The sequence below is a fragment of the Mycobacterium sp. genome (genome assembly GCF_035697385.1).
In the GTDB taxonomy this organism is placed as follows: domain Bacteria; phylum Actinomycetota; class Actinomycetes; order Mycobacteriales; family Mycobacteriaceae; genus Mycobacterium.
Genome location: NZ_DASSCY010000379.1, coordinates 1 through 14,826, shown reverse-complemented (window position 1 = coordinate 14,826; position 14,826 = coordinate 1). Strand labels below are relative to the sequence as shown.

General features: G+C 66.4%; 15 protein-coding genes. 12 read left to right on the top strand and 3 right to left on the bottom strand.

What is annotated here, in order from left to right; translation table 11 throughout:
* Window position 1 precedes the first annotated feature (1 nt).
* From VFH65_RS31525 to VFH65_RS31505, 5 genes are read left to right on the top strand one after another with little or no spacing between them, the layout of a single operon-like run.
* Window positions 2-406, top strand: coding sequence for a VOC family protein (locus VFH65_RS31525; protein WP_353327370.1), 405 nt, complete (start codon window positions 2-4; stop codon window positions 404-406).
* The gene (locus VFH65_RS31520; RefSeq protein WP_353327368.1) at window positions 403-1,272 is read left to right on the top strand and encodes a rhomboid family intramembrane serine protease; all 870 of its coding nucleotides are present in this window, start codon (window positions 403-405) and stop codon (window positions 1,270-1,272) included. The genes VFH65_RS31525 and VFH65_RS31520 overlap by 4 nt, the downstream gene beginning before the upstream one ends.
* Before the next feature lie 37 nt (window positions 1,273-1,309).
* Complete coding sequence (locus VFH65_RS31515; protein WP_353327367.1) at window positions 1,310-1,783, top strand: GtrA family protein; 474 nt, start codon at window positions 1,310-1,312, stop codon at window positions 1,781-1,783.
* A 26-nt stretch (window positions 1,784-1,809) separates the two neighbouring features.
* Window positions 1,810-2,577 (top strand): beta-phosphoglucomutase family hydrolase, encoded by a 768-nt coding sequence (locus VFH65_RS31510; RefSeq protein WP_414688554.1) that lies wholly within the window; start codon window positions 1,810-1,812, stop codon window positions 2,575-2,577.
* Between the two features lie 2 nt (window positions 2,578-2,579).
* Window positions 2,580-4,934: a glycoside hydrolase family 65 protein gene (locus VFH65_RS31505; RefSeq protein WP_353327401.1), complete on the top strand. Its 2,355-nt coding sequence runs from the start codon at window positions 2,580-2,582 to the stop codon at window positions 4,932-4,934.
* A 9-nt stretch (window positions 4,935-4,943) separates the two neighbouring features.
* Here the strand turns inward: VFH65_RS31505 and VFH65_RS31500 are convergent, their stop codons facing one another.
* A complete protein-coding gene (locus VFH65_RS31500; protein WP_353327364.1) occupies window positions 4,944-6,857 on the bottom strand; it encodes a potassium transporter Kup in 1,914 nt (637 codons plus the stop codon).
* Between the two features lie 48 nt (window positions 6,858-6,905).
* Between VFH65_RS31500 and VFH65_RS31495 the strand changes: the two genes are divergently transcribed.
* Entirely contained in the window at window positions 6,906-8,075 is a 1,170-nt protein-coding gene (locus VFH65_RS31495; protein ID WP_353327363.1) for an alpha/beta hydrolase, read from the top strand.
* A gap of 138 nt (window positions 8,076-8,213) precedes the next feature.
* On the opposite strand, the gene VFH65_RS31490 is transcribed toward VFH65_RS31495, so the two are convergent.
* Window positions 8,214-9,023, bottom strand: a complete 810-nt coding sequence (locus tag VFH65_RS31490; protein ID WP_353327361.1) for a hypothetical protein — start codon at window positions 9,021-9,023, stop codon at window positions 8,214-8,216.
* A gap of 173 nt (window positions 9,024-9,196) precedes the next feature.
* Between VFH65_RS31490 and VFH65_RS31485 the strand changes: the two genes are divergently transcribed.
* On the top strand, window positions 9,197-9,985 hold the full coding sequence (locus VFH65_RS31485) for a hypothetical protein (RefSeq protein WP_353327359.1): 789 nt from the start codon (window positions 9,197-9,199) through the stop codon (window positions 9,983-9,985).
* Here the strand turns inward: VFH65_RS31485 and VFH65_RS31480 are convergent.
* Window positions 9,978-10,643, bottom strand: coding sequence for an O-methyltransferase (locus VFH65_RS31480; protein WP_353327358.1), 666 nt, complete (start codon window positions 10,641-10,643; stop codon window positions 9,978-9,980). The two genes, VFH65_RS31485 and VFH65_RS31480, sit on opposite strands and share 8 nt — an antisense overlap.
* A 68-nt stretch (window positions 10,644-10,711) precedes the next feature.
* Here VFH65_RS31480 and VFH65_RS31475 point away from each other — a divergent pair, with 68 nt between their 5' ends.
* The 5 genes from VFH65_RS31475 to VFH65_RS31455 form a co-directional block, all read left to right on the top strand.
* On the top strand, window positions 10,712-11,674 hold the full coding sequence (locus VFH65_RS31475; protein WP_353327357.1) for a DUF4129 domain-containing protein: 963 nt from the start codon (window positions 10,712-10,714) through the stop codon (window positions 11,672-11,674).
* The gene (locus VFH65_RS31470) at window positions 11,671-12,156 is read left to right on the top strand and encodes a hypothetical protein (RefSeq protein WP_353327356.1); all 486 of its coding nucleotides are present in this window, start codon (window positions 11,671-11,673) and stop codon (window positions 12,154-12,156) included. Before VFH65_RS31475 ends, VFH65_RS31470 begins: the two co-directional genes overlap by 4 nt.
* A 5-nt stretch (window positions 12,157-12,161) precedes the next feature.
* The gene (locus VFH65_RS31465) at window positions 12,162-13,121 is read left to right on the top strand and encodes an AAA family ATPase (protein WP_353327399.1); all 960 of its coding nucleotides are present in this window, start codon (window positions 12,162-12,164) and stop codon (window positions 13,119-13,121) included.
* A gap of 6 nt (window positions 13,122-13,127) precedes the next feature.
* Complete coding sequence (locus VFH65_RS31460) at window positions 13,128-14,393, top strand: DUF58 domain-containing protein (RefSeq protein WP_353327354.1); 1,266 nt, start codon at window positions 13,128-13,130, stop codon at window positions 14,391-14,393.
* A gap of 1 nt (window position 14,394) precedes the next feature.
* Window positions 14,395-14,826 (top strand): hypothetical protein (locus VFH65_RS31455; RefSeq protein WP_353327352.1); only part of this gene is annotated, 432 nt, incomplete at its 3' end.

Sequence of the window (14,826 nt, the reverse complement as noted above, 5' to 3'; positions counted from 1 at the left end):
CGTGAGGCTTGACCTGCTCACCCCGGGCATCGAAGTCGGTGTCGTGACAACGAACCTCGAGCCGATGGTGGCCTTCTACGAAGGCTTCCTCGGTCTCGAGCTCCAAGGAGAGGTGGAGTTCGAAGGGGGGTCGCAGCGGCGGTACTCCCTTGGCAGCAGCGTGCTCAAACTCGTCACATACACCGCGCCGCCTGCGCCGGCCACACCCGGCGGCGGGCGCGCACAAGCCGGAGTCCGGTACTTCACCGTCGGCGTGAAGAATCTGCGAGAGCTCGCCGACGCGGTCGAAGCCTCCGAGTACGACGTGGTGGAGCCGCTGACCGAGTTCGCGCCGGTGCCCGGCATGGGCTGGATGTTCCTCGCCGACCCGGACGGCAACTGGATCGAACTGTTCGGAGTGCTGTGAGCTATCCGAGTGCGCCGGCGGCGCCGCCGACTTGCTACCGGCATCCCGACCGGCAGACGTATGTCCGCTGCACCCGCTGCAATCGCTTCATCTGTCCGGAGTGCATGCGCGACGCCGCCGTCGGCCATCAGTGCGCGGAATGCGTCGACGCAGGCGCCAAGTCCGTTCGGCAGCCGCGCACCAGCTTCGGCGGTCGCGAGTACGGCGCGAAGCCGGTGGTCACCTACGGGCTGATCGCGGTATGCGTGGTGATGTTCGTCCTGCAGAACGTCTCGGCGGCCCTGCAGAGCGAGCTGGTCCTGCAGCCGTACGCGGTGGCCGACGACTGGGAGCTTTACCGCCTCGCGACCTCGGCGTTCCTGCACTACGGGACGACGCACCTGCTGTTCAACATGTGGGCGCTCTGGGTCGTTGGTCCCCCGCTGGAGCTCTGGCTGGGCAGGCTGCGGTTCGGCGCGCTGTATGCGATGAGCGCGCTGGGCGGCTCGGTGCTGGTGTACCTGCTCTCGGATCCTTTCGCCGCGACCGCGGGTGCATCGGGCGCCGTGTTCGGCCTGTTCGGCGCGTCGTTCGTGGTGGGCAGGCGGCTCAACCTCGATGTGCGCTGGGTCGTCGGGCTCATCGTGCTCAACCTGGCCTTCACGTTTGTGATCCCATTGATCAGCTCGCAGAACATCAGCTGGCAGGGGCACATCGGCGGCCTGATCACAGGGGCGGTGATAGCAGCGGCCTACGCATACGCGCCGCGAGAACGCCGCGCTTTGGTGCAATGGGGCACGACGACAGCTGTCGTCATCTTGTTCGCGGTGCTGATCTTTTGGCGCACAAACGATCTGCTGTCCCATATCGAGACGTTTGCCCGGTGATCATGGTCTGGATACCTGACCATGTCAGCGTGGACATGTGCACGTGGAATCGAGGACCGGCCGGCTAGGACCCGTCGAGCGATTTCATCGGTTCTGCGTGGAGGTGACCGCGCGGCTGCCGCTCGGGTTGAATTCCGTTGTCGCCCCGACCTTTCTGGGCTTCGCGTTGATCAACGGCTTCACGTTCTTCGTGGATCTGGTCATCCTCACCGCATTGCACGGGGGACTGGGCACACCGCTGCCGATCGCGGTGACGGTGGGCTACGCATGCGCTTTCGCGCTGAGCTATTTCCTCAACCGGACGATGAACTTCCGGTCGCACGCCCCGGTGGGACCACAGGTCGCGATCTACGTCGCGGTGGTGATCGTGAACTATCTGGCGTTCATCCTCGGCGTTTCCAGCGTGCTGGCAGGGCTCGGCGTCGAATACCACCTCGCGCGGATAGTGGCAGGTGCGTGTGAAGCGGTGTACATGTACAGCGCGATGAGGTGGGTCGTCTTTCGCCGTTGAAGTCGGGGTCGTCGTGGGTAGTCTCGATTTGGCCGCTGACGAAGGAGTCCACCGTGCTCGGTTTACCCGACCAGGTGCGCGCCGTTCTGTTCGATCTCGACGGCGTTCTCACCGACACCGCGAGTGTGCACCGCAAGGCCTGGAAGAAGATGTTCGACGCCTTCCTGCGGCAGCACGCGCATCGATCAGTGGAAGCTTTCCGCCCGTTCGATATTGACGCGGACTATCTGACGTATGTGGACGGCAAGAAGCGCGAGGACGGGGTCCGGTCCTTTCTGGCCAGCCGCGGCATCGAGCTGCCTGAGGGCGGGCCCGACGACGACCCTGCCGCCGAAACCGTGCACGGGCTGGGCAACCGCAAGAACGAGCTCTTCCACCGCACGATGCGTGACGATGGCGTCAAGGTTTTCGACGGTTCTCGCCGCTACCTCGAGGCGGCCGCGGAGGCCGGTCTCGGCCGCGCAGTCGTATCGTCGAGCGCCAACACCCGCGAAGTACTCGAGCTCACCGGTCTCGACAAATTCGTTCAACACCGGGTGGACGGCGTCACGATGCGTGACGAGCACATCGCAGGCAAGCCCGCCCCCGATTCGTTTCTGCGGGCCGCGCAACTGCTCGGTGTGCAGCCGGCCGAAGCTGCGGTGTTCGAGGACGCGCTGTCCGGAGTGGCGGCCGGCCGGTCGGGGAACTTCGGTCTGGTGATCGGTGTCGACCGGGTAGGCCAGTCAGAAGCCTTGCGCCGCAACGGTGCCGACGTCGTCGTCACCGACCTCGCGGAGCTGCTGCCGGCGTGACGATCAGCAGCGAAGCGTTCCCCGTCGAGCCATGGCAGGTTCGCGAGACGACACTCGACGTGGACCTGCTCGCCCAGTCCGAGTCACTGTTCGCACTATCCAACGGCCATATCGGATTACGGGGAAACCTCGACGAAGGCGAACCGCACGGTCTGCCCGGCACATATCTCAACTCGTTCTACGAGACCCGTCCGCTGCCGTATGCCGAGGCTGGATACGGCTACCCCGAAGACGGGCAGTCCATCGTCGATGTCACCAACGGCAAGATCCTGCGGCTCTTGGTCGACGACGAGCCATTCGATGTCCGCTACGGCGAATTGCTCACGCATGAACGAACTTTGGATCTGCGTGCCGGGACGCTGACACGCTCGGCGCAGTGGAAGTCACCGGCAGGCAAGCAAGTCAAGATACGGTCGACGCGCCTGGTGTCGCTGGCGCAGCGCAGTGTCGCGGCGATCGAGTACGTGGTCGAGGCGCTCGACGAATTCGTCCGCGTCACAGTGCAGTCCGAACTCGTCGCCAACGAGGACCAACCGCAGCCGTCGGGCGACCCCCGGGTCGCAGCGGTCTTGCGAAACCCACTGCAGCACGTCCAGCACCAGGCGACCGAGGCAGGCGCGCTACTGGTGCACCGCACTCGCTCCAGCGGGCTGATGATGGCCGCCGCCATGGACCACGATGTCGAGGTTCCCGGCCGGGTCGAGGTGAACACCGAAGCGGGCGAGGACTGGGCTCGCACCACGGTGATCTGCGGCCTGAGACCGGGCCAGCAGCTCCACATCGTGAAGTACCTTTCCTACGGTTGGTCGAGCCTGCGCTCCCGTCCGGCGCTGCGCGACCAGGCGGCCGGCGCCATCGCGGGCGCCAAGTACACCGGATGGCAGGGACTGCTGGACGCGCAGCGCTCTTACCTTGACGACTTCTGGGACTGCGCCGACGTCGAGGTGGACGGCGACCCGGACTGCCAGCAGGCCGTGCGCTTCGGCCTCTTCCACGTATTGCAGGCCAGCGCCCGCGCGGAGCGCCGCGCGATACCAGGCAAGGGACTCACGGGCACCGGCTATGACGGACACGCCTTCTGGGACACCGAGGGTTTCGTGCTTCCGGTTCTCACCTACACCGCGCCGTATGCCGCCGCCGACGCGCTGCGATGGCGAGCGTCCACACTCGATCTTGGGCGCGAGCGGGCCGCCGAACTCGACCTTGCCGGCGCAAGCTTTCCGTGGCGCACCATCCGCGGTGAGGAGTGCTCGGCGTACTGGCCGGCAGGCACGGCGGCGTGGCACGTCAACGCCGACATCGCGATGGCGTTCGAGCGGTACCGCGTCGTCACGGGCGACGAGTCGCTGGAAGCCGAGTGCGGTTTGGCGGTGCTTGTCGAGACGGCGCGCCTGTGGCTTTCACTCGGGCACCACGACCGGCACGGCGACTGGCATCTGGACGGTGTCACCGGTCCCGACGAATACACGGCCGTGATGCGCGACAACGTGTTCACCAACCTGATGGCAGCGCACAACCTGCGCACTGCCGCGGAGGCGTGCGCGCGCCATCCGGAGGCCGCCCACGCGATGGGTGTCAGCACCGAGGAGACCGCCGCTTGGCGCGATGCGGCCGACGCCGCGCACATCCCCTACGACGAAGAGCTTGGCGTGCACCCGCAGTGCGAGGGCTTCACCACGTTCCGGGAGTGGAACTTCACCGCCAACACCGTGTATCCGCTGTTGCTCAACGAGGCGTACGTGCGGCTGTACCCGTCACAGGTCGTCAAGCAGGCGGATTTGGTGCTCGCAATGCAGTGGCAGAGCCACGCGTTCACACCTGAGCAGAAGGCACGAAACGTCGACTATTACGAGCGGCGCACCACCCGCGATTCGTCGCTGTCGGCATGCACACAGGCGGTGATGTGCGCCGATGTCGGACATCTCGAGCTCGCCCACGACTACACGTATGAAGCCGCGCTCATCGACCTGCGCGACCTGCACCACAACACCCGCAACGGATTGCACATGGCCTCGCTGGCCGGAACCTGGATCGCGTTGGTTGCCGGTTTCGGGGGGCTGCGCGATGACGAGGGCGAGCTGGTGCTGAACCCTCATCTGCCGGACGGGATCTCGTGCATGCGATTCCGGTTGCGGTGGAGGGGTTTTCGGCTGACAGTCGAAGCCAGACATTCCGAAGTCACCTACATCCTGCGGGATGGACCGGAAGGTAAGTTGACGATCCGGCACGCCGGCGAAACGCTCGAAATCACCACCGGTGCGCCGACGACCGTCGCCGTGCGGCCGTGCCGCCCGCTGTTGCCGCCGCCTCAGCAGCCGCCAGGCCGCGAACCGATACGGCGTCGCAGACAGCTCTGACCGCCGTGCTCAGATCTCGATGCGGGAGCCGACGATCACCGTCCGGTCCAGAGGCAGACCGAAGTGCGCGGCGGCGTCAGCGGTGATGTGTGAGGTCGCGATGAACAGCCGCGTGCGCCACGGCGCCATCTTGGGTGCTTCCCCAGCGCACAGTTCGAGCTTGGACAGGAAGTACGAAGCGTGGTCGAGGTCGACCGGGCCCTCGGTCTGCTCGGGATCCAGAAGGGCAAGCGCGCGTGGAACATTCGGGCGCTCCATATAGCCGAAACGCGCCTTGACGTGGATGATGCCGTCCCTGGCGTAGCCGAGGTCGTCGTGGGTCATCCGCTCGGAATCCGGTACCCGCGGCACGGTTTCGGTTTCGACGGACAGGATGATCACATGTTCTGCCAGCACGTGGTTGTGCTCGACGTTGGCGCGCATCGCCAGTGGCGCAGTCTGGCTGCTGCGGTTGAGGAACACCGCCGTGCCAGGGATGCGGATCAGCGGCGGATCGCGGTGCACCAGACCGTCGACGAATTCCCTCAGCGGACCTTCGGCGTTCTCGCGCGCCTTGGTGACGATCCTGCGGCCGCGTTCCCACGTCCTCATCACGGTGAAGACGGTTATCCCGATCAGCAGCGGCAGCCACGCCCCGTGCACGAGTTTGGTCAGGTTCGCCGCGAAGAACATCAGATCGACGATCAGGAGCAGGCCGCCGCCGATCAGCACCGGCCACAGCGGCCATCCCCACCTCGTGCGCGCGTAGTAGAAGAAGAGGGTGGTGGTGATGGTGATCGTGCCCGTCACCGCCATGCCGAACGCGTAAGCCAGTGCCGCAGAACTGCGGAACGCGAACACGAGGATCAACACCCCCACCATCAGCGCCCCGTTGATCCATGGCACGTAGATCTGGCCGATGGTCGACGCCGACGTGTGGTCGATGCGAAGCCGCGGCAAGTAGCCGAGCCGGGCGGCCTGCGATGCCACCGAGAACGCCCCGGTGATCACCGCCTGCGACGCGATCACCGTCGCGGCAGTTGCCAACAGCACCATGGGAATTCGCGCCCATTCGGGAGTGAGCAGAAAGAATGGGGCAGCGACCGTCGATTCGTCATGCAGCACCAGCGCCCCCTGGCCGAAGTAGCTCAGCGTGCAGGCAGGCAGCACGAGGCCGAGCCAGCCGTACGTGATCGCGCGTCGGCCGAAGTGGCCCATGTCGGCATACAGCGCCTCCGCTCCGGTAACGGCGAGCACGACTGCGGCGAGGGCGAAGAACGCGATGTGGAAATGCTCGGCCATGAACTCCAGGGCGTAGGTCGGCGAGAGCGCCTTGAGGATTTCGGGATTGCCGACGATGCCGTTCACTCCGCACGCGCCGATGGCCACGAACCACACGATCATCACCGGCCCGAAGAAGCGGCCGACGGCGGCTGTGCCGCGATGCTGCACGGAGAACAGCGCAACGATGATCACCGCGGTGATGGGCACGACGAAGTCCCCGAGGTCGGGGTCGATGACCTTGAGACCTTCGACCGACGACAGCACCGAGATCGCGGGAGTGATCATGCTGTCGCCGAAGAACAGCGCCGCACCGAACAGACCGGCGGCGGCCAATGTCATCGCCGTGCGCCGTCCCCGGCCGCCGTATCGCCGCAGCAGGGTGATCAGCGCCATGATGCCGCCCTCGCCGTGGTTGTCCGCCCGCATCACGAGCGTCACGTAGGTGAGGGTGACGATGGCCATCACCGACCAGAAGATCAGCGAGACCACGCCGTACACGTGGGTGTCGGAGACCGGCACGGGGTGGGGGTCGCCTGGATTGAACACGGTTTGGATCGTGTAGATGGGGCTGGTCCCGATGTCACCGAAGACCACGCCCAATGCAGCGACCACCACGGCCAGCCGCAAGGTCTGCGCTCCCGCGTCGGATTTTGTCTGCACGTCAAGATCATTGCCGAGAGTTGTGCTCGGCGAAGGGACAATACGGACGTGCGGTGGACGGCGCTGGTTTGCGGGGCGACGCTGCTGATCGTGCTGCCCGCGCTCGGCGTGCTGGGCACCTTGCTCCATAACGTGCCATACATCGGTCTGGCCACGGCGTTCGTCCCGTGGTACCTGCCCTGGCTGGTGGTCGTCACATTGATCGGCGGCGCCTTGGCGGTGAACCTCTGGAGCCGACGCCGTAGCCGGTTCACCGCCGCTTTGGTAGTCCTGACCGTGCTGACGCTGGCCGGCGCGTCGGTTATCACAGCACGCATGACGGCCGCGGTCGAACATGCGGGCGCCGACGTTGATCTCATCGAGACATTCGGGATCGGTGTGCCGAAATCGGTCAAGCCGGACGCCGAGCCGATCTACACGACCTTCGACGGCGAGCCGCTTCGGCTGAGCATTCACCGGCCGCCTGGATCGTCAGCGGACTTCCGCGCACCGGTGCTCTTCTATATCCACGGCGGCGGCTGGGTCGCGGGGGACCGCAATTCCCACAGCGCTGATCTTCGGTGGTTCGCCGATCAGGGCTGGCTGACCATCGGCCTCGACTATGCCCTGTCCACCGGCGACCGCCATATGTGGGACGTGGCCCAGAGTCAGATCGGGTGCGCGCTGGCATGGGTCGGCGAGAACGCGGCACGCTACGGCGGCGACCCGGGTCGGCTGTCGCTGTCCGGCGACTCGGCCGGCGGGAATCTCGCGATCAACACCGCCTACCTGGCCGCTCGCGGCGGCCTGCGTTCGTCGTGCGGTGGGCGCATTCCCGGCGTCGGGGCGGTGTCGGCGCTGTATCCGGTCGTGGACCCGGCGGGCTCGTACGGCAACGACGATCCCGCGCTCGGCAACACCTCACGCGGTTATGCGGCCGCCTACACCGGTGGTTCACCCCAGGAATTTCCTGCGCGCTACGCCGCTATAGCCTCGGCAACCCATATCAGCGCCGCCGCGCCACCCACGCTGATCATCGTCGGTGAGGCCGACCACCTCGTGCCGACGGCCGGCACCGACCGTTTCGCCGAGCAGGCCATGGCAGCGGGCGTGGACGTCGAGCTGGTGACCGTTCCGTACGCCGACCACGTGTTCGACGGGCGGCCAGGCAGCATCGGGCAGCAGGCCTACCGGCAGTTGACGGCGCAGTGGTTTCGGGACAACGGTCTGGCACCCTGATTCGCTAGCCGCGACGACGAGATCGACTGCAGTGCGACAAAGTCCGCGCAACGCTAGGCGCTGTTTGACACCTAATACACCCCAGAGGCCACGCATCCGCAACGCGGACCGCTCAGTGCATGTGGCTACGTGCTTGCTTCAAGAGCTCAACTGGTTGCGGTAGATCCGGTTGTCGGTACCGCGTACGAACAGGTGCAGCGCGCCGTTGAATGCAACGGCTGCGGGCCCGGCCGGCGTTAAGCCCCCGCCTTCGACCTCGCGCCACTGGCCGCCGAAGTGGTCGCCGTTGCCGACGTTGCGGTAGATCCGGTTGTCGGTACCGCGTACGAACAGATGCAGCTCGTTGTTGAACACCACGGCGGCGGGCCCGGAGAAGGTTTTGCCACCGCCTTCGACCTGGATCCAGCTGCCGAACGAGGGGCGGGCCTGGTTGTGGTAGATGCGGTCGTCCGTACCGCGCACGAACAGGTGCAGGACGCCATTGAACACCACGGCTGCGGGCCCGGAGATGGTTTTGCCACCGCCTTCGACCTGGATCCAGCTGCCGAAGGGTGTATCGGATCGGGCCTGGTTGTGGTAAATGCGGTCGTCGGTACCGCGCACGAATAGATGCAGATCAGGTCCATTGGCGACGACGGCGGGCCCCGCAACGGTCAATCCTCCGCCTTCGATTTCGTCCCAATCGGGTGCGTGGTAGATCCGGTTGTCGGTTCCTCGGACGAACAGCACTCCTGCTCCGTGGAAGAGGGTGATGGCCGGCGTGGAGGGAGTCAGTCCGCCCGGGTGTTCCTCCACCCATCCGCCGAAGGGCCCTCCCCCGACGGATTGGTTGCCGTAGATGCGGTCGTCGGTACCCTGCACGAGCACTCTCAATCGATTGCGGTGGACCACGGCGGCTGGTCCCGACGGGGTCAATCCTCCGCCCTCTATCTCAACCCATGCGCCCATCAGCGTCCTCCCTCGGCTGTCCAATTGTCATCGAGCATCGGTAGTGCAGCTCCGATTGTCGATGGCGGCGCCACGTCTTCACATGCGTAGTGCGCTACTCGAACTGTCGGGCCCTGTCAGAGGATCGCGTGTAGGTACTCGATGACTTTGGTCGGCTGCGGGATCATGGCGTCATGGCCGACGCCGAGCTCGACGAACTCTATGCCGCCAAGCCGGAGGACTTCACCGCGCTGCGCACCAAGCTCGCGGCGGATGCGAAGAAACGCGGCGACGCCGATGCCGCCAAACGGATTACCGCCGCGCGCAAACCAACGACGGCGGCGTGGGTCGTCAACCGGCTTGCCCTCGGTGACCCGCAAGTCGGAGAGCGCCTCGCCGATCTTCGTGAGCGACTGCGCGCCGCGCACTCGGAGATGGACGGCGAGCGCATCAGGGAGTTGTCTACCAAGCAGCGCCGACTCGTCGAGGAACTCGCGAGAACGGGATTCGAGGAAGCGTCACTGAGTGATCCGACGGCCGCACTGCGTGACGACGTCACCGGCACACTCGCGGCCGCAATCGCCGATCCCGACGTCGGAGCGCGGCTGGGCAGGCTCGCCAAGGCCGAGCGGTGGTCCGGATTCGGCGACTTCGGCGATACCTCAACGGTTTTCACCGCGACCCGCGGAAAACCGAAAGCCCAGCCCAAGCAGGAACCTGTCAAGCAGGAGCCGCGCGACGACAAACGCGAAGCCCGCGCCGCGTTGGCCGCCGCCGAAAAGGCCAAGGCAGATGCGGACGAGGCGCTCGCAGAGCTGCAGACCGATCTGGCTGTCGCCCGGCTGCGTCGCGACGATGCCCGCAAGAGACTTCAGGAAGCGGAACGCGCGTTGACCGCCGCCGAAGACGGCTACGACAAGGCCAAGCAGGCCAGCCGCGACGCCGCGGCCGCGGTTAAGGACGCCAAACGCGGGCTTAAGTGATTGCGCGACAGCTGATTTCCATGCTGTCGCTGTCTCTGGCCAGGAAGTTGACGCTCACATAGCCGTTGGCCGGGTCGCGAACATAGTCCAGGTACGGCTTGGTGTCGTCCATCGAGGTGTTGTCGGCGACGACAAGCGTGCCCGGGGCCAGCCGGGGTTCGAGCAGCTGGATGACCGGCAGGTACAGCTCTTTCCAGCCGTCGAGCAGAACGAACTCGACGGAGCCGTCCAGACCCGCCAGGGTTTCCAGCGCGTCTCCCTCCAGCACGGTGATGACGTCGTCGAGCCCCGTCGCCGCGAACGTCTTCTTCGCGGTCGCCACCTTCGCGGCGCTGAGCTCCGTGGTGACGACGCGTCCGCTGCCGTTGTCGCGCACCGCCGATGCCAGGTGGATCGCGGAGATGCCCAATGACATGCCGAATTCGACGATGGTGGCCGGCCGGGTCGCGCGTACCAGCGCATATAGCAGCCGGCCCGCCTCCGGTGTCACCGGCAGGTAGTACTCGCTGAGCGCGTCCGCACGCTCCTGCGCACTCGCCGACGCCAGACGCGCACGGTCGCCCGCCCTGTTACGCAACTCGGCGAACTGTTCATTGGACTCGGCGTACATCCGGTCAAGGGCGGACGCCACTGTGGCGTCCAGAAGCGTTGTGGTCACGGCCCCGAAGGTAGTCGCCGATTCTGAGCTCTACCTGAACCGCTGCGTGCCAGGATGAAGCGAGGGCGATGGCCACAATCGACAAGTCCGCGCAACGCGCGATCGGGGTGATCGCGCTGTTGGGCGTGGCCGCCCTGGCGCTGCGAGGCTACCTTCCTGGCAGCGAGACCGTCGCCGACCCCGAACCGCCGTCGAACAACCCCCTCGCGCTGGTCGCCGACATCGTGCTGTTGACCGCCGCGGTGGCGATCATCGGGTTCGCCATCATCGCGCGGCTCCGCGATCCCCGGATGCGCCCTGCCGCCAGGGCCGAGCTGCCCGCGAGCTCCAACGGCCTCACCGGCCGTCCGACATGGCGGTTCACGCTGCTCGCGCTCGGCCTGATCATCGGCTGGCTGGTGTTGGTCCTGCTGCTCATGCGACTCAACATCATGGGTCCTGGCGATCAGCCCGCCCCGGTGCCTGCGCCCGACCCTTCGCAGGCCCCCACCTCACCGCCCGACGTCGCCGAGACCCCGCCGCCACCGTCCACGCCGCCAGAACCGGGTACCAACGTGATCGGGTACCTCGTCCCGCCGATGTTGATACTCATGGTCCTCATCGTCGTCGGCACGGCGATCGTGTCCCGGCGCCAGCGACGCGGCGCGAAGCCCTACCCGTTGGACGCCGACGTCGACGAGACCTCCACGGGCGAGCCGGCAGCCGAATCCCTCGCTCGCGCAGCAGAACTGGGACTTGCCGAAATCGCCGACCTCAGCCGGGAGCCGCGCGAGGCGATCATCGCGTGCTACGCGGCGATGGAACGCGAACTCACTCGAGTGCCTGGAGCGGTTCCCCAGGACTGCGATACACCGACGGAGGTGCTTGCCAGGGCCGTCGAACACCACGCCCTTGGAGCAGAGAGCGCGACCCAGCTCGTCGAGCTTTTCGAGGAGGCGCGATTCAGCCCGCATGTAATGGATGAGGGCCACCGCGATGTGGCGGTGGGTGTGCTGCGGCTGGTGCTCAGTGAGCTCAGGAGCGTGGCATGAAAACGTTTGTGGCTGCCGGGCTTTGCGTGGTGATTGTGGCCGAGCTGGTCGTGCTTGTGGTGCTCGATCCCGAGCTCTTCCTTGTGGCATCGGGTCTCGCCGTCGCGACTGTGCTGTTCGCGTTGCGAATGCTGTTGGTTCGTGACACCGCACCCGACTCGAGTGACGCATCCGCCAATGATTCGTCAGAGTCGTTGCGCCGCTGGCTCTCTCGCACAGAGACATTGATAAGCCGGTCGGAATCCACGCGAAGGGACTGGGACCGGCACCTGCGGCCCATGCTGGCGCGACAGTTCGCGTTGGCCACCGGACACCGGCACGCCAAAGACCCAGCGGCGTTTCAGGCGACCGGACAGATGCTCTTCGGCGCAGAACTGTGGAGATGGGTCGACCCGCAGAACATTTCCCGAACCGGCGGCGACGAGCCAGGACCTGGCCGCGAGGCGCTGGCCGAAATCTTGGAACGGATGGAGCGGGTATGAGTCCGATGTCGCTGCCTGCCGCGACGACCACGCAGCACTGCGAGGCGGTGCTTGACGAAATCCAGCGTGTCGTGGTCGGCAAGCGCGAAGCTCTTACCCTGATCCTGACGACCGTGCTCGCAGGCGGCCATGTCCTGATCGAAGACCTGCCCGGTCTCGGCAAGACGCTGATCGCGCGTTCCTTCGCCGCGGCGTTGGGCCTGGAATTCAAGCGCGTGCAGTTCACGCCGGACCTGCTGCCCGCCGACCTGCTCGGCTCGACGGTCTACGACATGCAATCGGGCCGTTTCGAGTTCCGCGCCGGCCCGATCTTCACCAACCTGCTGCTGGCCGACGAGATCAACCGGACGCCACCGAAGACCCAAGCGGCGCTGCTGGAGGCGATGGCCGAGGGGCAGGTGAGCATCGATGGTGTCACCCACAAGCTGCCAGCCCCGTTCATCGTGTTGGCCACCGACAACCCGATCGAATACGAGGGCACCTATCCGCTGCCCGAGGCCCAGCTGGACCGGTTCTCCATCAGGCTCGAGCTGAAGTACCTCTCCGAGCAGGAGGAAGCGTCGATGCTGCGGCGCCGGCTCGACAGGGGCTCGGCCGTACCCACCGTGAACCAGGTGGTCGACGCGCACGACCTGCTGGCGATGCGGGAGTCGGTGGAGCAGGTGACCGTCCACGAAGATGTCCTGCGCTACGTGGTGTCGCTGGCGACAGCGAGCCGGCAGCATCCGCAAGTCGCGGTTGGAGCCAGCCCCCGAGCCGAGCTCGATCTGGTGCAGCTTGCCCGTGCGCGGGCGCTGCTGCTGGGCCGCGACTATGTGGTCCCCGAAGACGTCAAGTCCCTTGCCGTGCCGACCATGGCGCACCGGATCAGCCTGCGCCCGGAGATGTGGGTGCGACGCGTGCACGGCTCGGACGTGGTGGACGAACTGCTGCGGCGCCTGCCGGTTCCGCGGACCAAAGGGTGATCCGTTGTGATCGAAACCCGCAGCAGCCAAGCCGAATTGCGGTGGCGTCCCTCGGCGTTGACCTTGTCGATCGCCACGTGCGCAGGTGCGGCGCTCGCTGTGGCGCTGATCGGAGCACGCTGGCAGCTGGTGGCATTCGCGGCACCGCTGCTCGGTGTGCTCTGCTCGGTCGGGTGGCAGCGGCCGGTGCCGGCCATTCAGGTGCGGGCTGAGCCAGGGGCCCACCGGTGTTTTGAGACGGACCAAGCGACCGTCACGGTCTCGACCGTCGGTGAATCCGATGATGCCACAACCTGTTTCACGGTCGACGTCGTCGAGGGCATGCGTCTCGAGAACGTCGAGCAGGAATCAGAACAGCGGCAGACTGTCGTGGTCACTGCCGACCGCTGGGGCCGTTACCCCATTCGCGCGCAGGTGAATGTCGACGCGCGCGGCGGTCTACTGTCCGGTTCGGCAACGGTCGACGCCGCCGATGTCTTCGTGTTCCCCATGGCTGCACCCCAATCCACGTCGCTACCGCGAACCGAACTGCTCGACCGCCTTGGCACCCACCTGACCCGGTACATCGGGCCCGGTGTCGAGTACGCCGACGTCCGCCGCTATGTGCCGGGGGATCATCTGCGCACCGTCAACTGGCCGGTGAGCGCGCGCCGCGGGAGCCTGCACGTGACCGAGCGACTGACCGACCGTGCCGCCGACGTGATCGTGCTGATCGACAGGTATCCGCAGCCCCCGGGCCCGGCGACAGAAGCCACCGACCGGACGGTGCGCGGCGCGGTGCAGGTGGTGCAGAGCGCGCTGCGAAGCGGGGATCGGGCCGGCATCGTCGCGCTCGGTGACCGCCAACCCCGTTGGCTCGGCGCCGATATCGGGCGACGGCAGTTCTACCGGATTCTCGACGCGGTGCTCGCCGCTGGCGACGGCTTTGAAACCTTGCCGGGCACTTTGGCGCCGCAGGCGGCGGTACCGCCGGGAGCGATCGTCATCGCGTTCTCCACGCTGCTCGACACCGAGTTTGCGTTGGCGTTGATCGACCTGCGCAAGCGGGGGCACACCGTGGTCGCGGTCGACGTCCTGGAAGGCGCCCCGTTCGCCGACGACAAAGACCACCTGGTCGCCCGAATGTGGTCGCTGCAGCGTTCTTTCATGTACCGAGATATGGGCACCATCGGTGTCGACGTCGTGTCGTGGCACGACGACAGCACACTCGATCAGGCGATGCACCTTGTGCCCGATCATCGGCGCCGGGTTTCTCGGCGGCGGCGGAGATGAGATGACAGCAAGTGCGCAAGCCCGCGCCATCTCGGCCGCGTTCGGACTGGTGATGATCGCCGCAGCGGTCGTCGCCGCCGACGGAGCCGCTTTGGTGGCCGCAAGCGTCGCCGCTGCTGCGGTGTTGGCGGGCACCGTTTTCCGGCCATCCGCATCACTGGCCGTCCTGATCACCGTCGCCGTCATCGTGCTCGCCGATGCACCTCCCATGCTCGCGGCGCTGTCAGGACTCTGCGCCGCCGGGTATCTGGTGTTGCGGCACACCATCGCAGCCACCGCGCCGACAGTGATTGGCGCCGTGGCATTTACGGCCGCCGGGCTGGCCGCCGCGTCACTGCCGGTCGAGCTGCCGTGGGCACCTCGACTGGCACCACTCGCGGTGGTGGTGGCCTATGTGTTGGTCATCCGCCCGTTCTGGCCGGGTACTCGTCGT

Excerpts from the sequence above, each read along its gene's own strand:
- VFH65_RS31475 (WP_353327357.1), top strand. The coding sequence starts at position 10,712 with ATGGCCACAATCGACAAGTCCGCGCAACGCGCGATCGGGGTGATCGCG.
- VFH65_RS31470 (WP_353327356.1), top strand. The coding sequence starts at position 11,671 with ATGAAAACGTTTGTGGCTGCCGGGCTTTGCGTGGTGATTGTGGCCGAG.
- VFH65_RS31490 (WP_353327361.1), bottom strand. The coding sequence starts at position 9,023 with ATGGGCGCATGGGTTGAGATAGAGGGCGGAGGATTGACCCCGTCGGGA.
- VFH65_RS31485 (WP_353327359.1), top strand. The coding sequence starts at position 9,197 with ATGGCCGACGCCGAGCTCGACGAACTCTATGCCGCCAAGCCGGAGGAC.
- VFH65_RS31465 (WP_353327399.1), top strand. The coding sequence starts at position 12,162 with ATGTCGCTGCCTGCCGCGACGACCACGCAGCACTGCGAGGCGGTGCTT.